The organism is Mycolicibacterium iranicum, assembly GCF_014190915.1.
Lineage (GTDB): Bacteria > Actinomycetota > Actinomycetes > Mycobacteriales > Mycobacteriaceae > Mycobacterium > Mycobacterium iranicum_B.
The window spans coordinates 254,071-269,165 of the sequence record NZ_JACHVU010000006.1 but is presented as its reverse complement, the minus strand read 5'-3'; the positions used below and the strand labels follow the sequence as shown (position 1 = coordinate 269,165).

Annotated in this window: 15 protein-coding genes and 1 pseudogene; 3 read left to right on the top strand and 13 right to left on the bottom strand. The window is 69.2% G+C overall.

Annotated features, from left to right (window positions below; genetic code table 11):
• Positions 1-3 precede the first annotated feature (3 nt).
• Both FHR72_RS15720 and FHR72_RS15715 read right to left on the bottom strand, forming a co-directional pair.
• Entirely contained in the window at positions 4-1,077 is a 1,074-nt protein-coding gene (locus FHR72_RS15720; RefSeq protein ID WP_183469686.1) for an ABC transporter substrate-binding protein, read from the bottom strand.
• A gap of 134 nt (positions 1,078-1,211) precedes the next feature.
• The gene (locus FHR72_RS15715; protein WP_311736152.1) at positions 1,212-2,066 is read right to left on the bottom strand and encodes a cutinase family protein; all 855 of its coding nucleotides are present in this window, start codon (positions 2,064-2,066) and stop codon (positions 1,212-1,214) included.
• 324 nt (positions 2,067-2,390) lie between these two features.
• Here FHR72_RS15715 and FHR72_RS15710 point away from each other — a divergent pair, with 324 nt between their 5' ends.
• On the top strand, positions 2,391-2,765 hold the full coding sequence (locus tag FHR72_RS15710) for a hypothetical protein (RefSeq protein WP_183469616.1): 375 nt from the start codon (positions 2,391-2,393) through the stop codon (positions 2,763-2,765).
• Between the two features lie 7 nt (positions 2,766-2,772).
• Here FHR72_RS15710 and FHR72_RS15705 read toward each other — a convergent pair whose 3' ends face one another.
• From FHR72_RS15705 to FHR72_RS26770, 3 genes are all read right to left on the bottom strand, one after another.
• Positions 2,773-3,735 carry a cupin domain-containing protein gene (locus tag FHR72_RS15705; protein ID WP_260156046.1) on the bottom strand — a complete coding sequence of 321 codons (963 nt, stop codon included), beginning with the start codon at positions 3,733-3,735 and terminating at the stop codon, positions 2,773-2,775.
• Positions 3,736-3,902: 167 nt separating this feature from the next.
• Entirely contained in the window at positions 3,903-4,382 is a 480-nt protein-coding gene (locus FHR72_RS15700) for an acyl-CoA thioesterase (RefSeq protein WP_183469614.1), read from the bottom strand.
• Between the two features lie 232 nt (positions 4,383-4,614).
• Entirely contained in the window at positions 4,615-4,761 is a 147-nt protein-coding gene (locus FHR72_RS26770) for a hypothetical protein (RefSeq protein WP_311736151.1), read from the bottom strand.
• A 23-nt stretch (positions 4,762-4,784) separates the two neighbouring features.
• Here FHR72_RS26770 and FHR72_RS15695 point away from each other — a divergent pair, with 23 nt between their 5' ends.
• Positions 4,785-5,477, top strand: coding sequence for an LmeA family phospholipid-binding protein (locus FHR72_RS15695; RefSeq protein ID WP_311736150.1), 693 nt, complete (start codon positions 4,785-4,787; stop codon positions 5,475-5,477).
• A gap of 3 nt (positions 5,478-5,480) precedes the next feature.
• On the opposite strand, the gene FHR72_RS15690 is transcribed toward FHR72_RS15695, so the two are convergent.
• Complete coding sequence (locus FHR72_RS15690; protein ID WP_183469610.1) at positions 5,481-5,963, bottom strand: Lrp/AsnC family transcriptional regulator; 483 nt, start codon at positions 5,961-5,963, stop codon at positions 5,481-5,483.
• A gap of 139 nt (positions 5,964-6,102) precedes the next feature.
• On the opposite strand from FHR72_RS15690, the gene FHR72_RS15685 reads away from it, so the two are divergent.
• On the top strand, positions 6,103-9,555 hold the full coding sequence (locus FHR72_RS15685; protein ID WP_183469608.1) for an indolepyruvate ferredoxin oxidoreductase family protein: 3,453 nt from the start codon (positions 6,103-6,105) through the stop codon (positions 9,553-9,555).
• On the opposite strand, the gene FHR72_RS15680 is transcribed toward FHR72_RS15685, so the two are convergent.
• The 7 genes and pseudogenes from FHR72_RS15680 to FHR72_RS15655 form a co-directional block, all read right to left on the bottom strand.
• The gene (locus tag FHR72_RS15680) at positions 9,522-10,286 is read right to left on the bottom strand and encodes a cutinase family protein (protein ID WP_396888459.1); all 765 of its coding nucleotides are present in this window, start codon (positions 10,284-10,286) and stop codon (positions 9,522-9,524) included. The genes FHR72_RS15685 and FHR72_RS15680 overlap by 34 nt on opposite strands.
• A 12-nt stretch (positions 10,287-10,298) precedes the next feature.
• Positions 10,299-11,387: an ABC transporter permease gene (locus FHR72_RS26865; RefSeq protein ID WP_472670784.1), complete on the bottom strand. Its 1,089-nt coding sequence runs from the start codon at positions 11,385-11,387 to the stop codon at positions 10,299-10,301.
• A pseudogene (locus FHR72_RS26860) lies at positions 11,367-11,981 on the bottom strand (ABC transporter ATP-binding protein); the annotation flags it as partial. The pseudogene FHR72_RS26860 and the gene FHR72_RS26865, both read right to left, overlap by 21 nt.
• Before the next feature lie 47 nt (positions 11,982-12,028).
• Positions 12,029-12,937 (bottom strand): phosphatidate cytidylyltransferase, encoded by a 909-nt coding sequence (locus FHR72_RS15670; RefSeq protein ID WP_183469604.1) that lies wholly within the window; start codon positions 12,935-12,937, stop codon positions 12,029-12,031.
• Between the two features lie 15 nt (positions 12,938-12,952).
• Positions 12,953-13,582 carry a lysophospholipid acyltransferase family protein gene (locus FHR72_RS15665; protein WP_183469602.1) on the bottom strand — a complete coding sequence of 210 codons (630 nt, stop codon included), beginning with the start codon at positions 13,580-13,582 and terminating at the stop codon, positions 12,953-12,955.
• Entirely contained in the window at positions 13,579-14,406 is an 828-nt protein-coding gene (locus FHR72_RS15660) for a CDP-alcohol phosphatidyltransferase family protein (protein WP_260156045.1), read from the bottom strand. Before FHR72_RS15660 ends, FHR72_RS15665 begins: the two co-directional genes overlap by 4 nt.
• Positions 14,407-14,545: 139 nt before the next feature.
• The gene (locus FHR72_RS15655) at positions 14,546-15,088 is read right to left on the bottom strand and encodes a nuclear transport factor 2 family protein (RefSeq protein ID WP_183469600.1); all 543 of its coding nucleotides are present in this window, start codon (positions 15,086-15,088) and stop codon (positions 14,546-14,548) included.
• Positions 15,089-15,095: the final 7 nt, after the last annotated feature.

Here is a 15,095-nt window from a genome sequence, read left to right as displayed (position 1 = left end):
TGCTCAACTGACGGCGGAAGCCCAGTTCGCGCCGAGGAACTCCGCGTTCTTCGTGCTCTGCTCGTCGGTCGGGATGATCGGGGCGCCGTCCACCGCGGGCAACGCATCGAACGCCGCCCTGTCGACGGTCCCCGCGTCGGCCATCGCTTCGGCACGCACAGGGCGGGCCATCCCCTTGAGGTAGAGGTTTTGGCCTTCGTCGCTGTAGAGGAACTCCTGCCACAGCCGCGCGGCCGCGGGATGGGGCCCGTCTTTGTTGATCGCCTGAAAGTAATAGCCGCCCACCAGCGCGTCGGACGGCACGAACACCTTCCACGTCGGAATCGTGGCCGTCTGCGCGGAATTGAGGTAGTCCCAGTCGATGACGACCGGTGTCTGGCCGGCTTCGATGGTGGCCGGCGTCGGATCCACCGGCAGGAAGTTGCCGGCATCGTTGAGCCGCCGGAAGAAGTCCACGCCCGGGGCGATGTCGTCGACCGATCCACCGTTCGAGATCGCCGCCATCAGCACACCGTTGGCGGCGGCACTGGCGGTGGTGGGGTCGCCGTTGAGCGCGACCTTGCCGGCGAACTCCGGCTTCAACAGGTCGTTGACGCCGGTGATCTCGGGAACCTTCGCCGAGTCGTAACCGATCGACATGTAGCCGCCGTAGTCGTTGACCCAGGTGCCGTCGGGATCCTTGAACTGCTCCGGGATCTCGTCGAAGGTCGCGACCTTGTACGGCGCGAACATCGCGGTGTTCGCCAACGCGATCGCCTGGCCGAGATCGAAGACATCCGGCGCGGTGCTGCGGCCCTTCTGTTGGTTCGCGGCGTTGATCTCGTCCTGGCTGTTCGCGTCCGGCTGCGCCGAGTTGACCTTGATGCCGTATTTCTCGGAGAAGGCATTGATGATCTCGCCGTAGTTCGCCCAATCGGGTGGCAGCGCAATCACATTCAATTCGCCCTCGGCCTTGGCGGCTTCCACCAGAGCATCCATGCCGCCGAAGTCCTCCGCAGAGGTCGCTTCGCGGGCGTTCACGCCGGACCCGGTCTGGTTGCCGCTGTCGGATTTCTCCGGCGGGGCGCACGCGGCCATCCCGACGACGAGGAACGTGGACGCAGCAAGTGCGAGGAACCGTGATCTGGTCACTGCCGACCCTTCAGGTGAGCGATCAAAACTGGTGTGGGAACACTATCGCGACCGTCGGCCCGCAGCGGCGGGTTCCGACATCACTGCGGTGTCTGTTCCTCCGAGGTGTCCGCGTCCTCTGAGGTGTCCAAGGCGCCGGCCAATTTCCCGACCGCGAAGTCGGCCGCCTGCATCACCAGACCGTCGGAGACATACCGCGCATGCGCGCCGAAGTCGTTGCCCGGCGAGCACACGAAGTCGTTGGGGACACACAGCTCGATGGTCTTGGGCTGATACAGCGGGCCGATGGCGACCGGAGGCTGATTGATCATGCTCATGAACCGATCCGACGGCGTCCCGAGCAGCGTCACCGCGGCGACATGGTCGGCGATGTCGGCTGGCATCGGCTGCGGAACCTCCGACGCCGACACCCCGTCCGGGATCAATTCCGTTGTCACGAAACCCATGACGGCCGCACCCTGGGAATAACCGCCGAGGACCAGCTTGGTGTCGGGGCAGTTCATCGCGATCTGCTGGACATGCGTGCTGGCATCGGTGATGCCCTGGATGGCCGTCGGAAAATCCGGGCTGGCCGGGTAATCCACCGCATACACACGCACCGACCGGCCGGGCAGCTTGGCCTGCAGATCGTCGGCGAGCGCCTGACCCACCGTGCCCAGGCCCGGAGCCTCGGTCGTGCCGCGCGCAAAGACGACCTCGACATCGGGGCAGCCGGGCGGGGCGGCCAGCGGTGCTGCCGCAGGAGCCGGCGCGGGTGCGGGGCCGGGGGCCGGTCCGACGGCGGCGGGCGGCGGCCCCGGGGGTGCCGGCGGGACCGGCGCCGGGGGAGCCGGTTGCGCCCCGGCACGCGGCGCGGCGAGAGGCGCGATCGTCAGCGCGACGGCGGCGACGAGGGCGGGGCGGACAAAAGAACTTAGACGATCTGACAGTCCCACGGCTCGATGGTTGCACATTCGGCTCGAACGAGCACGTCCAAATACGGTCCGTCACAGATCTTTACCGAGGCGTTGTCCAATGCGGACCGTCACCGGCGCGCGACTTCGATACTGGCAACGTCGGATACAGGTTTCACCTGGGCGAATCGGGTCCGCCGGCGAACACAGCTTCCTACACTCAGCGGATACGTCGCCGGCCGTGAGGAACAGACCATGAGACAGTCCATCGTTCAGGCAGGGGGCGCTCCGGCAGGGGGCGCTCCGGGGAGGGCGCCGTCGAGTAGGACCGCCGTCGGCCCCATCGCTGTGGGGGCGGCGTGTGCCGTGGGCAGCCTCGTCTGCGCGCCCGCGGCGGGCGCCGACCTCGCACCGGGGTTTTACCTGTATCGCAGCGTGATGGCCAACGGCGTCGTCACCGACACCCGGATGCGCGTGGACAGCTGCGGGCCCGGCTGCCTGAGTCTGTTCAATCTCGACGCCAACACCGATCAGGGACAGGCGCGCCTGCAGGGCGGCCAATTCGTCCTCGACCAGTGGGTGCCCGGCGGCGCGACCTGTGCCGACGGGCGCCCGGTCGACGTCGTGGCCAGATACACGTTCAACCCGGACGGGACGAACGGTGTCTACACGCTCAACGGTCCGAACCCGTGCGGCGCCGGACCCGTCGGAGTCACGACGTTCACGTTCATCCCGGTGTGACCGCGGTTCAGTCCCGTGGATTGCTGCGCGTCACGATCAGCGGATCTGCTGGGGTGAAAGGGAAGTGGGGCAGGTCGTCGATGTGGGTGTCGAAGGCCGCGGCGAGGACTTCGCGGGAGTAGGCACTCGCCGACGCCCGGTAGCCGATGTCGGCGGGGAACGGCTGGTCGAAGAAGATGAGGAAGTGCCATTCGTCGGTGCCGATGTTCTCGATGTGGTGCGGGTAGGCGCGTGGGATGAAGTACATGTCGCCGGTGGTCATCGTCCAGGTGTCCAGCGTGCCATCGGGATTCATGACGGTCATCCGGGCATCGCCGTGGTGCACGTATCCCATCTCGGCGGTGACCGGATGCCAGTGCGGTTCACGCATCCCGTCCTCGGCGACCCGCAGCGAGTACATCGACATGTCGGTCAGCGCCGGCCAGAACTGATCACGCGCGAACCGTGCGTTGCCGCTCACGTAGTTCAGCCCGGGCGCCTGCGCCTCGATGTCGAACTCGTGCGGATCGTTGAGATACGCGACGGCCGGGATCTCCGGCGCCCCGACGCGCGCGGCGAGCTTGCGATCGGTGGTGTCGCGGCGGATCTTGGCCAGATCCGAGGCGGGCAGGTCGTAGGTGTTGCCGAGAACCGCGTCCGAGAATGCGCCCAGGGTCGCCCCGAATCCGAAGTCCTCGGGACGTTCGTGGCGGAACGCGATGATGAACTCGGCGACGTCGGCGCCGATGTTCTCGATGTGGTGCAGCGAGCCCGAAGCGGCGTGGAACATCTGTCCTGCGGTCACAATGAAGGACGAGAACCTGCTGTGGTCGTCGAGGATCGACACCAGGGCCGTCCCGGACACGCAGTAGGTGAGTTCGTTGGCGTTGGCATGCCAGTGCGGGGTGCGCATCGCACCGGGGTTGAGCAGCACCCGCTTGATCGACAGCCCCGTGAGGATCGGCAGGTTGTCGGCGGTCACGCGCCGCATCGAGCCGAGGTCCGACTCCTCGACGATCTCGCCGTCGGCCAGAGACGCGGTGTGGCTGCTGCGTGCGGTGGACGTCGTCGGGGTGCCCTCCTGACGGGGTGTGCGTTGTCAGAGACGACTCTGCTCCCTCGCGCGCACGCTGTCATGGATGTTGGCGCAGCTCTGCCCTACCTGCTGGCGGTAAGCCGCAATTCCTCCAGGCGGGCTCGGGCGTCGTCGGGGATCGGTGTCGGACCGTCGTCGTCGAGGAGCACCAGCACGGTGTCGCAGAGGCTGATGCAGTCCTTCCCGAGGAACAGGCCCGTCGACGCGACGAAGGAGGTGCGACCGACGTGGCCGATCCCGACCGCGGTGTCGATCACCGACGGCCACGGCGCTTCGCGCAGGTAGTGGACGACGATCGTGGAGGTGACGATGCGCAGGCGCCGGGTGGTGCGGTCGTACACGTCGGGGAAGACCCGGCGGTTCAGCGTCGCCCGCGTGTTCTCGTGCAACGACTCCAAGGCGACGTTGTTCAGGTGCCCGTTCGCGTCCATGTCGCCGAATCGGGCATCGATCGGATGGTGCACCGGGTAGAGGTGGGCGTCCCGCCGCGCCGGGTGGGGCCGCGGCACGGCGCTGACCAACGGGTTCGGTCCGGAATCCATGGGCTCAACGTAGTGTCGCGTCCTCGGCCGACTTCCACCGCCGTCCTGCGCCCATGGGGCACAATTGCCCAGGTGACGCACCCGCCGCATCGCCCCGGGCAGCCCGACCGGCGCGGCCGGGGGACGCCGCAGCCCGACCCCGCGACCCGGCGGATCCCGCGCCCGGGCGGCCCGGAGTCACCGACCGAGCGGCTTCGCGCGCGACCGGCCGATGCGGCGCCGACCGAGCAGTTCAGGCGACCTCCGCCTCCGGCCCGTCCCGCTGGACCGCCTCCGCCCAGGGATGTCCCGCGACCACCCCCGCGGCACCCCACACCTGCAGCGCCGGCCCCGGCACCGGCACTGGCGCCCAGCGCTGAAAAGCCGCATCGCTCAGCATTTTTCACCCGGCAGACCATCGCGTTGCTCGCCGTCGTTGCCGTCGCCGTGATCGTCGGCGGCCTGGCCGGCGCCGAACTCTACGCCCGGCACCGCGCCGACGACGTCCTGGTCGGTATCGCCGAATGCGTCGTCGAGGACGGTGCGACCATCTCCTACGGGGTGAACCCGCCGTTCCTGTGGCAACACCTCACGGGCCACTACACGAACATCTCGGTGCGCACCGCCGGCGACCGAGTACAGGCCGCGGACGGCATGACGGCCGACGTGACGCTGCAGGATGTGCGTTTGAACGATTCCGGTGACTCGAAGGGCACCATCGGCCGGTTGGACGCCACGCTGACATGGCGCGCCGAGGGCATCAAGGAAACCGTCGCGGCGAATCTGCCCGGGGTGGGCGCTCTGGTCACCGACGTCCGTACCGACCCCGCGGCCGGAACCCTCGTCCTGGACGCCGGAAGCGCCGGCGTCACCGCCAAACCCGTTGTGGTCGAGGGGGATCTGACCCTGCAGGTCCTCGAGGTGAGTGGGCCGTTCCCGAAGGACGCCGTACAGTCCGCGCTCGACGACCTGACCAAGAAGCTCAACGACAACTACCCGCTCGGAATCCAGGCGGACAGCGTCGAGGTCACCGACTCGGCGGTTGTCGGAACGTTCTCCAGTCGCGACGCCTCGATCCCGAGCGAAGAAACCAATCCCTGCTTCGCCGCGCTCTGAGGCTCACGTGGGCTGCCGGCCCGCGGCGAGCTGTTCGAGCAGCGGCCGGGTCCGGTAGGCGACGACCTCGTGCATCGCGACCGACATCGTCGTGCGCTCGACGCCCGGGACCGCCAGGACGAGACCCGCGACCCGATAGAGATCGTCGGCGTCGGTGGCGACCACCGCGATCAGCAGGTCGGCGGCGCCCGAGAGCCCGGTCACCTGGGTTATCTGAGTAACGGTCTCCAATTCGGCGATGACGTTCTCCAGCCGGTGCTGGTCGACCACCACGGTGATGAAGGCCTTCAGTGGATATCCCAGGTCGCGCGGGGACACGCACCGGTCGATCGGCGCCAGGACCTTGTCCTGGTCCCAACGGGCCAGCCGTGCCTGCACCGTGTTGCGCGCCAGGTTGAGCATGGTGGCCAGTTGCACTCCCGTCGCGCGGGGCGCGTCACACAGCGCAAGCAACAGACGGGCATCGGTGCGATCCAGCTTCGGCATGTCGCTTAGTATCGCACGTCACACTTTGAGATTTCTGGGCAACATGCTCAATAGAACCTCACATGCTTGCTCACAATGAGTGGCGATGGCACCCTGAGGTCATCAATACGCACAGCAATAGCCGAGGCGGTGAGCTCAGATGACAGACCTCGACATCCGCAGACCCGGTCCGAGTGCCTACGACCTCGGCGACCGGTTCCGCGCCGGATCACCCGCCGTGCTGCTGACCGGGGTGCAGGCCATCGCGCGTGCCCTGGTCGAGCAGCAGGAGCGCGACGCGCGCGCGGGTCGCCGAATCGCCACCTTCGTGTCGGGATACCAGGGCAGCCCACTGGGCGGGGTCGACCGGATGCTGTCCGGGATGCCCGAGGTGCTCGCCGACCACGACATCACCTTTGTTCCGGGCCTGAACGAAGAACTCGCAGCCACGTCGGTGTGGGGGAGTCAGGCGGATTTCGCGGCGCTCTCGCAGAAGGAGCCGCGCTTCGACGGCGTGGTCGGTGTCTGGTACGGCAAGGGGCCCGGTCTCGACCGGGCGACCGACGCGCTTCGGCACGCGAACATGTACGGGGCCAACCCCTCAGGCGGAATGCTGCTGCTGGTCGGCGACGACCCCGCGTCCAAATCCTCCACCGTGCCGGCCGTGAGCGAGCGATCCCTGGCCGCACTGGGCATACCGGTGCTGTTTCCGCGCAACGCCCGAGATATCGTCACGATGGCGATGCACGGCGTGGCGTTGTCGCGCGCCTCGGGATGTGTTGTGGCGCTGAAGATTGTGGCGGACGTGGCCGACGGTGCCTGGACCGTCGACGCGCAGGACGTCGACATCGACATCGTCGTTCCAGAAGTGCTGTGGGAAGGACGCCCTTTCGTCTACCGTCAGCGGCCGATGGCGGCACCGGCCGACAGTCTGCTGGCCGAGGCCGATCTCTACGGTCCGCGCGCAGAGGTCGTGCGTGCCTATTCGTCGGCCAACCGGCTCGACGTCATCGATGTCGACCCTCCCGTGGCGACCGTCGGAATCGCCGCCACCGGAACAGCCTTCGATGCCGTACGGCAGGCTCTCACCGACCTCGGCGCCGACGACGCGGCGCTGCGCCGCGCCGGTGTGCGGCTGCTGCGGATCGGCATGCCGTGGCCGCTGGGGCCCGACACGGTCACCGCGTTCGCCGAAGGGCTGGATGAGATCCTGGTGGTCGAGGACAAGACGGCCTTCGTGGAAGCGCAGATGCGGGACATTCTCTACGGCGGCACCAACGCACCGCGCATCGTGGGCAAGAAGGACACCCAGGGGCAGCCGCTGGTCCCCGCCGACGGCGAGCTGACAGCCGGGCGACTGCTCGGCCCGCTACGCCGCGTGCTGGGAGGCCGGCTGCAGCTGAAAAAGCCTCCGCCACCGGCTCTGTCACTGGAAGTGCTTCCCGTACGCCGCGCCGCCTACTTTTGCAGCGGCTGCCCGCACAACCGCTCCACCGCGGTGCCGGAGGGTTCGCTGGCCGGCGGCGGCATCGGCTGCCACACGATGGTGACCATGTCCGGCCGTAAGGACAGCGCGGTCACCGGGCTCACCCAGATGGGCGGCGAGGGCAGCCAGTGGATCGGCCAGGCGCCGTTCACCGATGTCCCCCATCTCTTTCAGAACATCGGCGACGGAACGTTCTTCCACTCCGGCCAGCTCGCCGTGCAGGCCTGCGTGGCCGCCGGGGTCAACATCACCTACAAGCTGCTCTACAACGAGGTCGTCGCCATGACCGGCGCCCAGCATGCCGAAGGTGCGCTGGCCGTCGCGGCATTGACGCACAAGCTCAGAAGTGAAGGCGTCGCACAGATCATCATCTGTGCCGACGAACCGCAGCGACACCGCAGGCGTGCCCTGGCGGAAGGGACCCTGGTATGGCACCGCGACCGTCTCGACGAGGCGCAGCGTCGCCTGCGCGACGTCACGGGCGTCACAGTGCTGATCTACGACCAGCACTGCGCCGCCGACGCGCGACGGCAACGCAAGCGCGGCACCCTGCCCACACGGACCACCCGGGTGCTCATCAACGAAGCCGTCTGCGAAGGATGCGGCGACTGCGGTGTGAAGTCCAACTGTCTGTCGGTGCAACCGGTGGACACCGAGTTCGGCCGCAAGACCCGGATCGACCAGACGTCGTGCAACACCGATTACAGCTGTCTGGACGGTGACTGCCCGTCGTTCGTCACCGTCGAGGTCACCGGCCGCAGGCAGGCACCTCGGCCGGTGCCGCCGCCACCGCCGGTGTCCGATGTGTCGCTACCCCCCGTCACCTCCACGCAGAACATTCTGTTCGCCGGGATCGGCGGCACGGGCATCGTCACGGTCAACCAGGTGCTGGCCACCGCGGCGCTGCGCGCGGGATACGACGTCGAGAGCCTCGACCAGATCGGGTTGAGCCAGAAGGCCGGGCCCGTGGTCTCGCACCTGCGGTTCGCTGCCGAGCGCCTCGATCCGTCGAACCGGCTGACACCCGGCACCGCGGACTGCGTGGTGGCCTTCGATCTGCTGACCGCAGCCGATACGCGCAACCTCGGCTATGCCGATCCCGCAGCGACCGTCTGCATCGCCTCGACGAGCAAGACGCCGACCGGTGACATGGTGTACGACAAGGAGATCGAGTACCCCGACACGGCCTATCTGCTCAACCGGCTGGGGCAGGTGTGCCGCTCGGTGCACTCCTTCGACGCCCTCGCCGCGGCGCAGTCCCTGTTCGGCGACACCGCGACGGCCAACTTCCTGTTGATCGGCGCCGCGTACCAGGCCGGTGCGCTGCGCATCCCCGCGTCAGCCATCGAAGAGGCCATCGAGATCAACGGCGTTGCCGTGCAGGCGAACACGGCGGCTTTCCGCTGGGGACGAGTGGCGGAGGCCGATCCGGCCCGCTTCCACGACGCCGTGTCACCGGTACCCGCGCGCGGTGCGGCGGCGGTGCCCGCCCAGGTGCTGGCGGACACCACGTTCGCCGGCCACGTCGGTGACCTCATCGCGCGGCGCGCGGCCGATCTCGTCGCCTACCAGAACACGAAGGTCGCGCGTCGTTACGTGACATTGATGCAGACGGTCTGGGCGGCAGAACGGGCACTCGGGACGCGCACCGACTTCAGCGAGGCCGTCGCGCGGGGACTCTACAAGTTCACGGCGTACAAGGACGAGTACGAGGTGGCCCGCCTGCTGACGGATCCGGGCTTCCTCGCCCAGGTGAAAGCCGAAGTGCCGGACGGGGAGAAGCTGACCTACCGGCTGCACCCGCCGATGCTGCGGGCGATGGGCCGTTCGAAGAAGATCGCGCTGGGACCGGCGAGCCACGTCGCGCTTCGGGCGCTGGCCAAGGGAAAGCGGTTGCGCGGGACGCGATTCGACCCCTTCGGTTACGCCCACGTCCGCAGGGTCGAGCGGCAACTGCTCACCGAGTACGCCGACATCGTGACGACCCTGGCCGGCCGACTCGACCACGACAACTACGACCGTGCGGTCGACGTGGCGCGTCTGCCCGACATCGTGCGTGGCTACGAGGCCGTCAAGCTCGGCAACGTCGAGGCCTACCGTGCCCGGTTGGAAGAGTTCGGGTTCTGATCCTGCTGTCGCACATGCTTGGTGATCCACTGGGCGGCCAGCTTCACGAGCCCGGACTGGAGATACCGCACGTGGGCGTCGAAATCGTCGCCGCGCGAACAGATCGGGTCATTCCTGTTGCACAGGTCGGCGGTGCGGGCGCCGAAATCCGGGCTCAGCACCGTCAGAGGCCTGCCGAACCGCGCTGACGGATTGCCGAACACCGCGATCGCCGCGATGTGGGGGATGACCGTGGCGGGCATCGGGGCGGTGTACCCCAGGCCGGCGATCGGCGCGGTCGCGACCACGTCGATCACGGCGGCTCCCTGTGAGTAGCCCCCCAGCACGATCCTGCTGTCCGGGCAGCGGGCCACCAGCGCCTGCACCCGCCGGCTGGCGTCGTTGGCGCCGACCGCGACCTGGCCGAAGTCCCAGGACGCCGGATACCTGACCGCATACGTCCCGACCGACAGCCCCTTCACCATGGGGCGCAGGGTCTCAACCAGTGACGTGCCCACCACACCCAGGCCGGGCGGTTCGTCGGTGCCGCGCGCGAACACGACCTCGACGTCGTGGCACTCCGGCGCGGCTGCCGCGGGCGGCGCACCGAGCGTCAGCGACGTCGTCGAGGCGATCAGGGCGGCTCCCACCGCAGCGATGGTGCGACGCGTCAGCGCACGGGCGGTGCACACGGCCACGGGCCTCTCCTCGACCTGAAGCGGATACGGATGATGCTTCGGTCGCATACCCATCTGTCACAGGATTCACTCCTGCACCAGGCCTCCTGCCCGGCGCCGGACGATCTGCCAGCGGGCGATCGCGGCGAAGAGCAGCGTCAACGCTGCCAGCACGGCCATGTTCACCAGCCAGGTCGATGCGGTGTGCTGCCAGTGCCGGTCGTCGGCGATCCCGACGACCAAGCGCGTCAGGTCCGCCGTCGATGCGGTCGCCGCGAAGCCCCAGCGTCCGGGCATCACGGTCGCGACGGTCTCGAACAGCGGACGGTCCGTCACCGGGATGTAGCCTCCGGCGAGCACCAACTGCGCCATCAGCGTCATCGCCAGCAGCACGATCACCTGGTCGCCGGTACGCGCCACCGCCGACAGCGCGAGCCCCAGCGCCGACGCGGCCACGGCGGTCGCCGCGACGCCTGCGAACATCTCCAGCAGGGGACTGCTCAGGGCCGCCGCGTGCGACGGCGCGGCCTTGCCGACACCGGGTGCGGTGACGACGAGCACCAGGATCGCCGACTGCAGCACCGCGATCCCGCCGAACACAGCGGTTTTCGCGACCAGGTAGGCCGTTGCCGACAGACCCGCGGCCCGCTCGCGCTCGAACAGGGCGCGCTCGCCCACCAGTTCGCGGATGGTCAGGGTCATTCCCATCAGGATCGCGGCGAAGCTCGTCAACGCCACGACATGCTTGGCCTCGAAGGGCGGAGCGCCGTCCGCAGGTATCGCCGCGAGGCCGGCGTCGCCGGCGACGGTCAGCGGCAGCAGGCCGACGAGGAATGGCAGGGCGGCGAGGAACAGCGTGTAGCCGCGGTGGGCGAGCAGCAACCGGACCTGGCGGCGCACCAACGTCCACACCTGACGCCATACGCCGGGCCCGGTGGAGGGCGCAGACACCGCCGCGGTGTCGAGAAGGGCGTTCGATGAACGCCTTTCGGACGGCTGGGCCCTGGTGTCGCGCACCCCGGCGGTGACCCTGGAGAAGACGTCGGCCCAGTCGCTGGCCCCGATCGCCGCGGCGATGTCGCGAGGCGCTCCGCAGAAGGCGAGGGTGCCCCCGGGCGCGAGCAGCAGCACCTGGTCGCAGACGTCGAGGAAGGTCAGGGAATGCGTGACGACCACGACGACGCGGCCGGCGTCGGCCAACCGTCGCAGCATCGCCATGACGGCACGGTCGAGTGCCGGGTCCAGCCCTGTCGTCGGCTCGTCGAGCACCAGCAGCGACGGGCCGGTCAGCAGTTCCAGCGCCACGGAAACCCGTTTGCGCTGGCCGCCGGAAAGTGCGTCGATCCGCGTGTGGGCATGCGGGGTCAATTCGAGCTCGGTGAGCACGTCGGCGACGACCCGTGCGCGTTCGGCCGCCGAACTGGTGGCCGGCATCCGGAGCTCGGCGGCGAAATGCAGTGCCTGCGTGACGGTGAGGCGCTCGTGCACGACATCGTCCTGCGGCACCAGCCCGACGTGGGAGTTGCCCTGGGCGGCGCGGCCGTGCACGGGGCGCCCGTCGAGCAGCACGGTGCCGCGGGTGGGGCGCAACCCTGCGATCACGCGGGCGAGGGTGGACTTGCCCGAGCCGGAGGGTCCAATCACCGCGGTCAGCGATCCGCGCCGTGCGGTGAACGAAACATCCTCCAGCAGAGTCGAATCGGGCGCCACGGTGAGGCTGACGGCCGAGACGGTGAGGCCGCCGGTGGCCGCCGGTGGCCGCCCCGTCATGGGGAGGGTGGGCGCGTCGGTGGTGCAGTAGGTCGTCATGGGTCCGCTCATCCGAGGAAGTAGGCCAGTGGGAGGACAACGAGCAGGGAGTCGATGCGATCGAGCAGGCCGCCGAAGCCGGGGAGCCAGTCGCCGGCGTCTTTCACCTGGGCCTGCCGCTTGAGCATCGACTCCAGGAGGTCACCGAACACGCTACCGAGGGCGACGGCGATCAACAGGCCGACCGTGAGGGTGCCCAGCACGGACAGGATCAGGAAAGCGCCGATCACCGCGCCCACCAGGCCGCCGACGGTCTTGTTGGGGCTCAGCGGGGACAGCGGGCGCCGGGCCCACGCCATCCGCCGCAGACCCTTGCCACCACACCAGGCGGCCACATCGGTGGCCGCGACGGCGAAGCACATCAGGTACGTGTCGGGCCACACCATCACCAGGTGGGCCAGCGACCAGCAGATCCACACTGAGCCGAAGGCCGTGAAAGCGGTTCTGCGGCAACCGTGCTCGATGTCTCCGCCGAGTACGGACGGCAGCGCGCACAGCAGGACGACGATCGGGGCGAAGCCGAGCATCTCCGGCCGTAACCAGGCCGCGGCCGGGTACAGCACGGCCAGCGCGAGCAGCACCCAGGTGTCTGCGCGGCCCAGCCGTACCAGCCGCGCGTATTCGACGACCGCGGTCACGGCGAGCCCGGCGGCCAGCACCGCGGTGGTGCCTTCCCCGATCCAGACGGGCACGCCGACGACGGGCGCGATCAGCACCCAGGTGCGCCACTTCTGGACCAGCTCCGGCTTACGGGCGACGAGGACCGCCAGCCCTGCCGCGCCCAGGACGGCCACGGTCAGCCACAGGAAGAACACGGCCCGTGAGTGCAGGTGTACCTGCAGCGGGCCCAGGTCCACGTCGAGCGCCATGCGCCTGTCGAGGTGCAGGAAGCGCAGATATTCGTCAACGATCATCATGTCCGGCAACCCGTTTCACGAAGCCAACGCGTAGCGCTCGTCGTGACCCGCGTCCGCGCGCAGCGCCACCACCTGCTCGCGCAACTGGGCGGCCGTGACGTCGTGCGGGTCCAGCGGTTCGCCCAGGCGCACCTGCATCGGGGCGGGGGAGTAGCGGCCGTCCTTGGGCAGGACGTCGGCGGTGCCGAGCACCGCGACGGGTACCACCGGCACGCCGCAGTCACGCGCCAGACGCACGGCGCCGGAACGGAATTCCGCGATCACGCCGTCCGTCGACCGGGTTCCCTCGGGGTAGAGGACCACCGTGCGGCCGGCACGCAGCGCCGGCCCGGCTGCGGCGAGCAGCGCGGCGTAATTGCCTGCTCCGGCCCGTCGCACCGGCAGGATTCCCGCCAGGGAGGTGGCGATGACGCGACGCACCGGAACCTCGAACCAGTAGTCGGCGGCGGCACCGAAGACGGGGCGTGCCGCGGGCGGCAGTGCCGCCAGCAGTGCTGCGGTGTCCGCGTGCGACGAATGGTTGGCGACCACCACGCAGCCGCCCCGGACATCCCATCGTCCGTTGACGGTCACGCCGCCCGACGCCGCGCAGACGATCCGCCACAACCAGTGGCGCGCGGTGCTCGCCGCGATCGGGGCGCTCATGCCGCCGCTCCCACCATCGGACGGGTCACTGCCTCGCGCCCGAGGGCGTACAGGGGCTGGGTCACCATGTCGATGGGCTGCGTCACGGCGTCGAGGCGTTCGGCCACGACGCGCCGCGCAGGCTGGGGACGTACCGGGCGGGTAGCCGGACGCGCGGTGCGCTGGGCGGCCAGCTCGCGGCGTGCGGCGCGCAGCCGCAGCACCGTGGTGAGCACCGAGCCGTTCAACAGCTGCATCAGCAGCACCGGCATGAGGACAGGGATGGCGACGGCCAGCACCACGAACACACACCGTTCGGTCTTGCCGAGCGGTCCGCCGTTGCGGCGGGTGGCGCCGGCCCCCGCGGCCGCCAGCGACGCGAACGTCGGAAGTGTGGCCGCCAGCGCGGCGAGGAGGACCTGCAGTACGGGCCAGGACAACCAGTCCAAGCCCGGGCCGCCCTGGCGGGCTGCCCACACGGCCAGGCCCGAGAACGCCAGCAGGTCGGCGGTGCGGTCCCCGATCTCGTTGACCACGAACCCCCACGGGCGGCTCACGCCGCGCGCCCGGGCCACGGCGCCGTCGAGGTTCGCGCCCGCCAGGCGCAGCACCATGAACACGGCCGCCAGCGGCCACCAGCCGAAGGCGAGGGTCACGCCCGCGGCGCCGCCGCCGAGGACGCCGACGACGGTGAAGACATCCGGCGAGATGCGCCGGGCGACGGCCGCGTCGACGATCGGGGTCAGCCGCGAGGTGAACCACGGCTTCAGGGCGTAGAGACCGGTCATGCGCGACCGGGTGTTCGTCGACGGTGTGAGACTGCGCGTCGCGACGGGTGCGTTCATGGCCGGCTCCTTTCGTTGTCGCGTCGATGCCTTTGCGCTCATGCCCGCGGGGTGCGGTGCATGGCGATGAGTACATCGACGCGCAGCGACTACCGATCCCAAACTCGGCGGCGGGATGCGGCGCGCGCGGCCGGCGGCGTCAGCGCACGGGGGCCGAGGGCAGCAGCGAGAAGAAGTCGTGCGACGGGTCGCTGCCGTCCGGCGCTCCGACCGGGGTGTCCCTGGTGACGGGATGGCCGAGGTCGAGCCTGGACGGGTCGTTGACGAAGGCGGAGTCGGTGACGATGGCGCGGTGGGTCACCTTCCACGTGCCGTCGCGTTTCTCGTATCGGTCCAGATACCGTCCGCCCACAATGACGTCGACGTCGTGGTCGCCGACGGTGAAGGTGTGGGTGGCGATGGTGTAGATCTCGCCTTCGGCGACGGCGCCGTCGATCGCGAAGTTCGTTGTGGTGATGTGGTGTTGCATCGATCGGAGAAACGGGCGTGCCGCCGCGATCTGCTCGACGAGTCGGGTGGCCGGACCGGACGAGAAGCTGCCGTGAGCGTCCTCGGCGTCGTCGTGGTAGAGGCTGCGCAGCGTGGCGTCGTCGCCGCGATCGACGGCGCGGCAGTAGCGGTGCACGAGCTTGCGCAGTTCGTGCTCGTCGAGCATCTCCTGCAATGCATCGGTCGGGGTCATCTAAAAA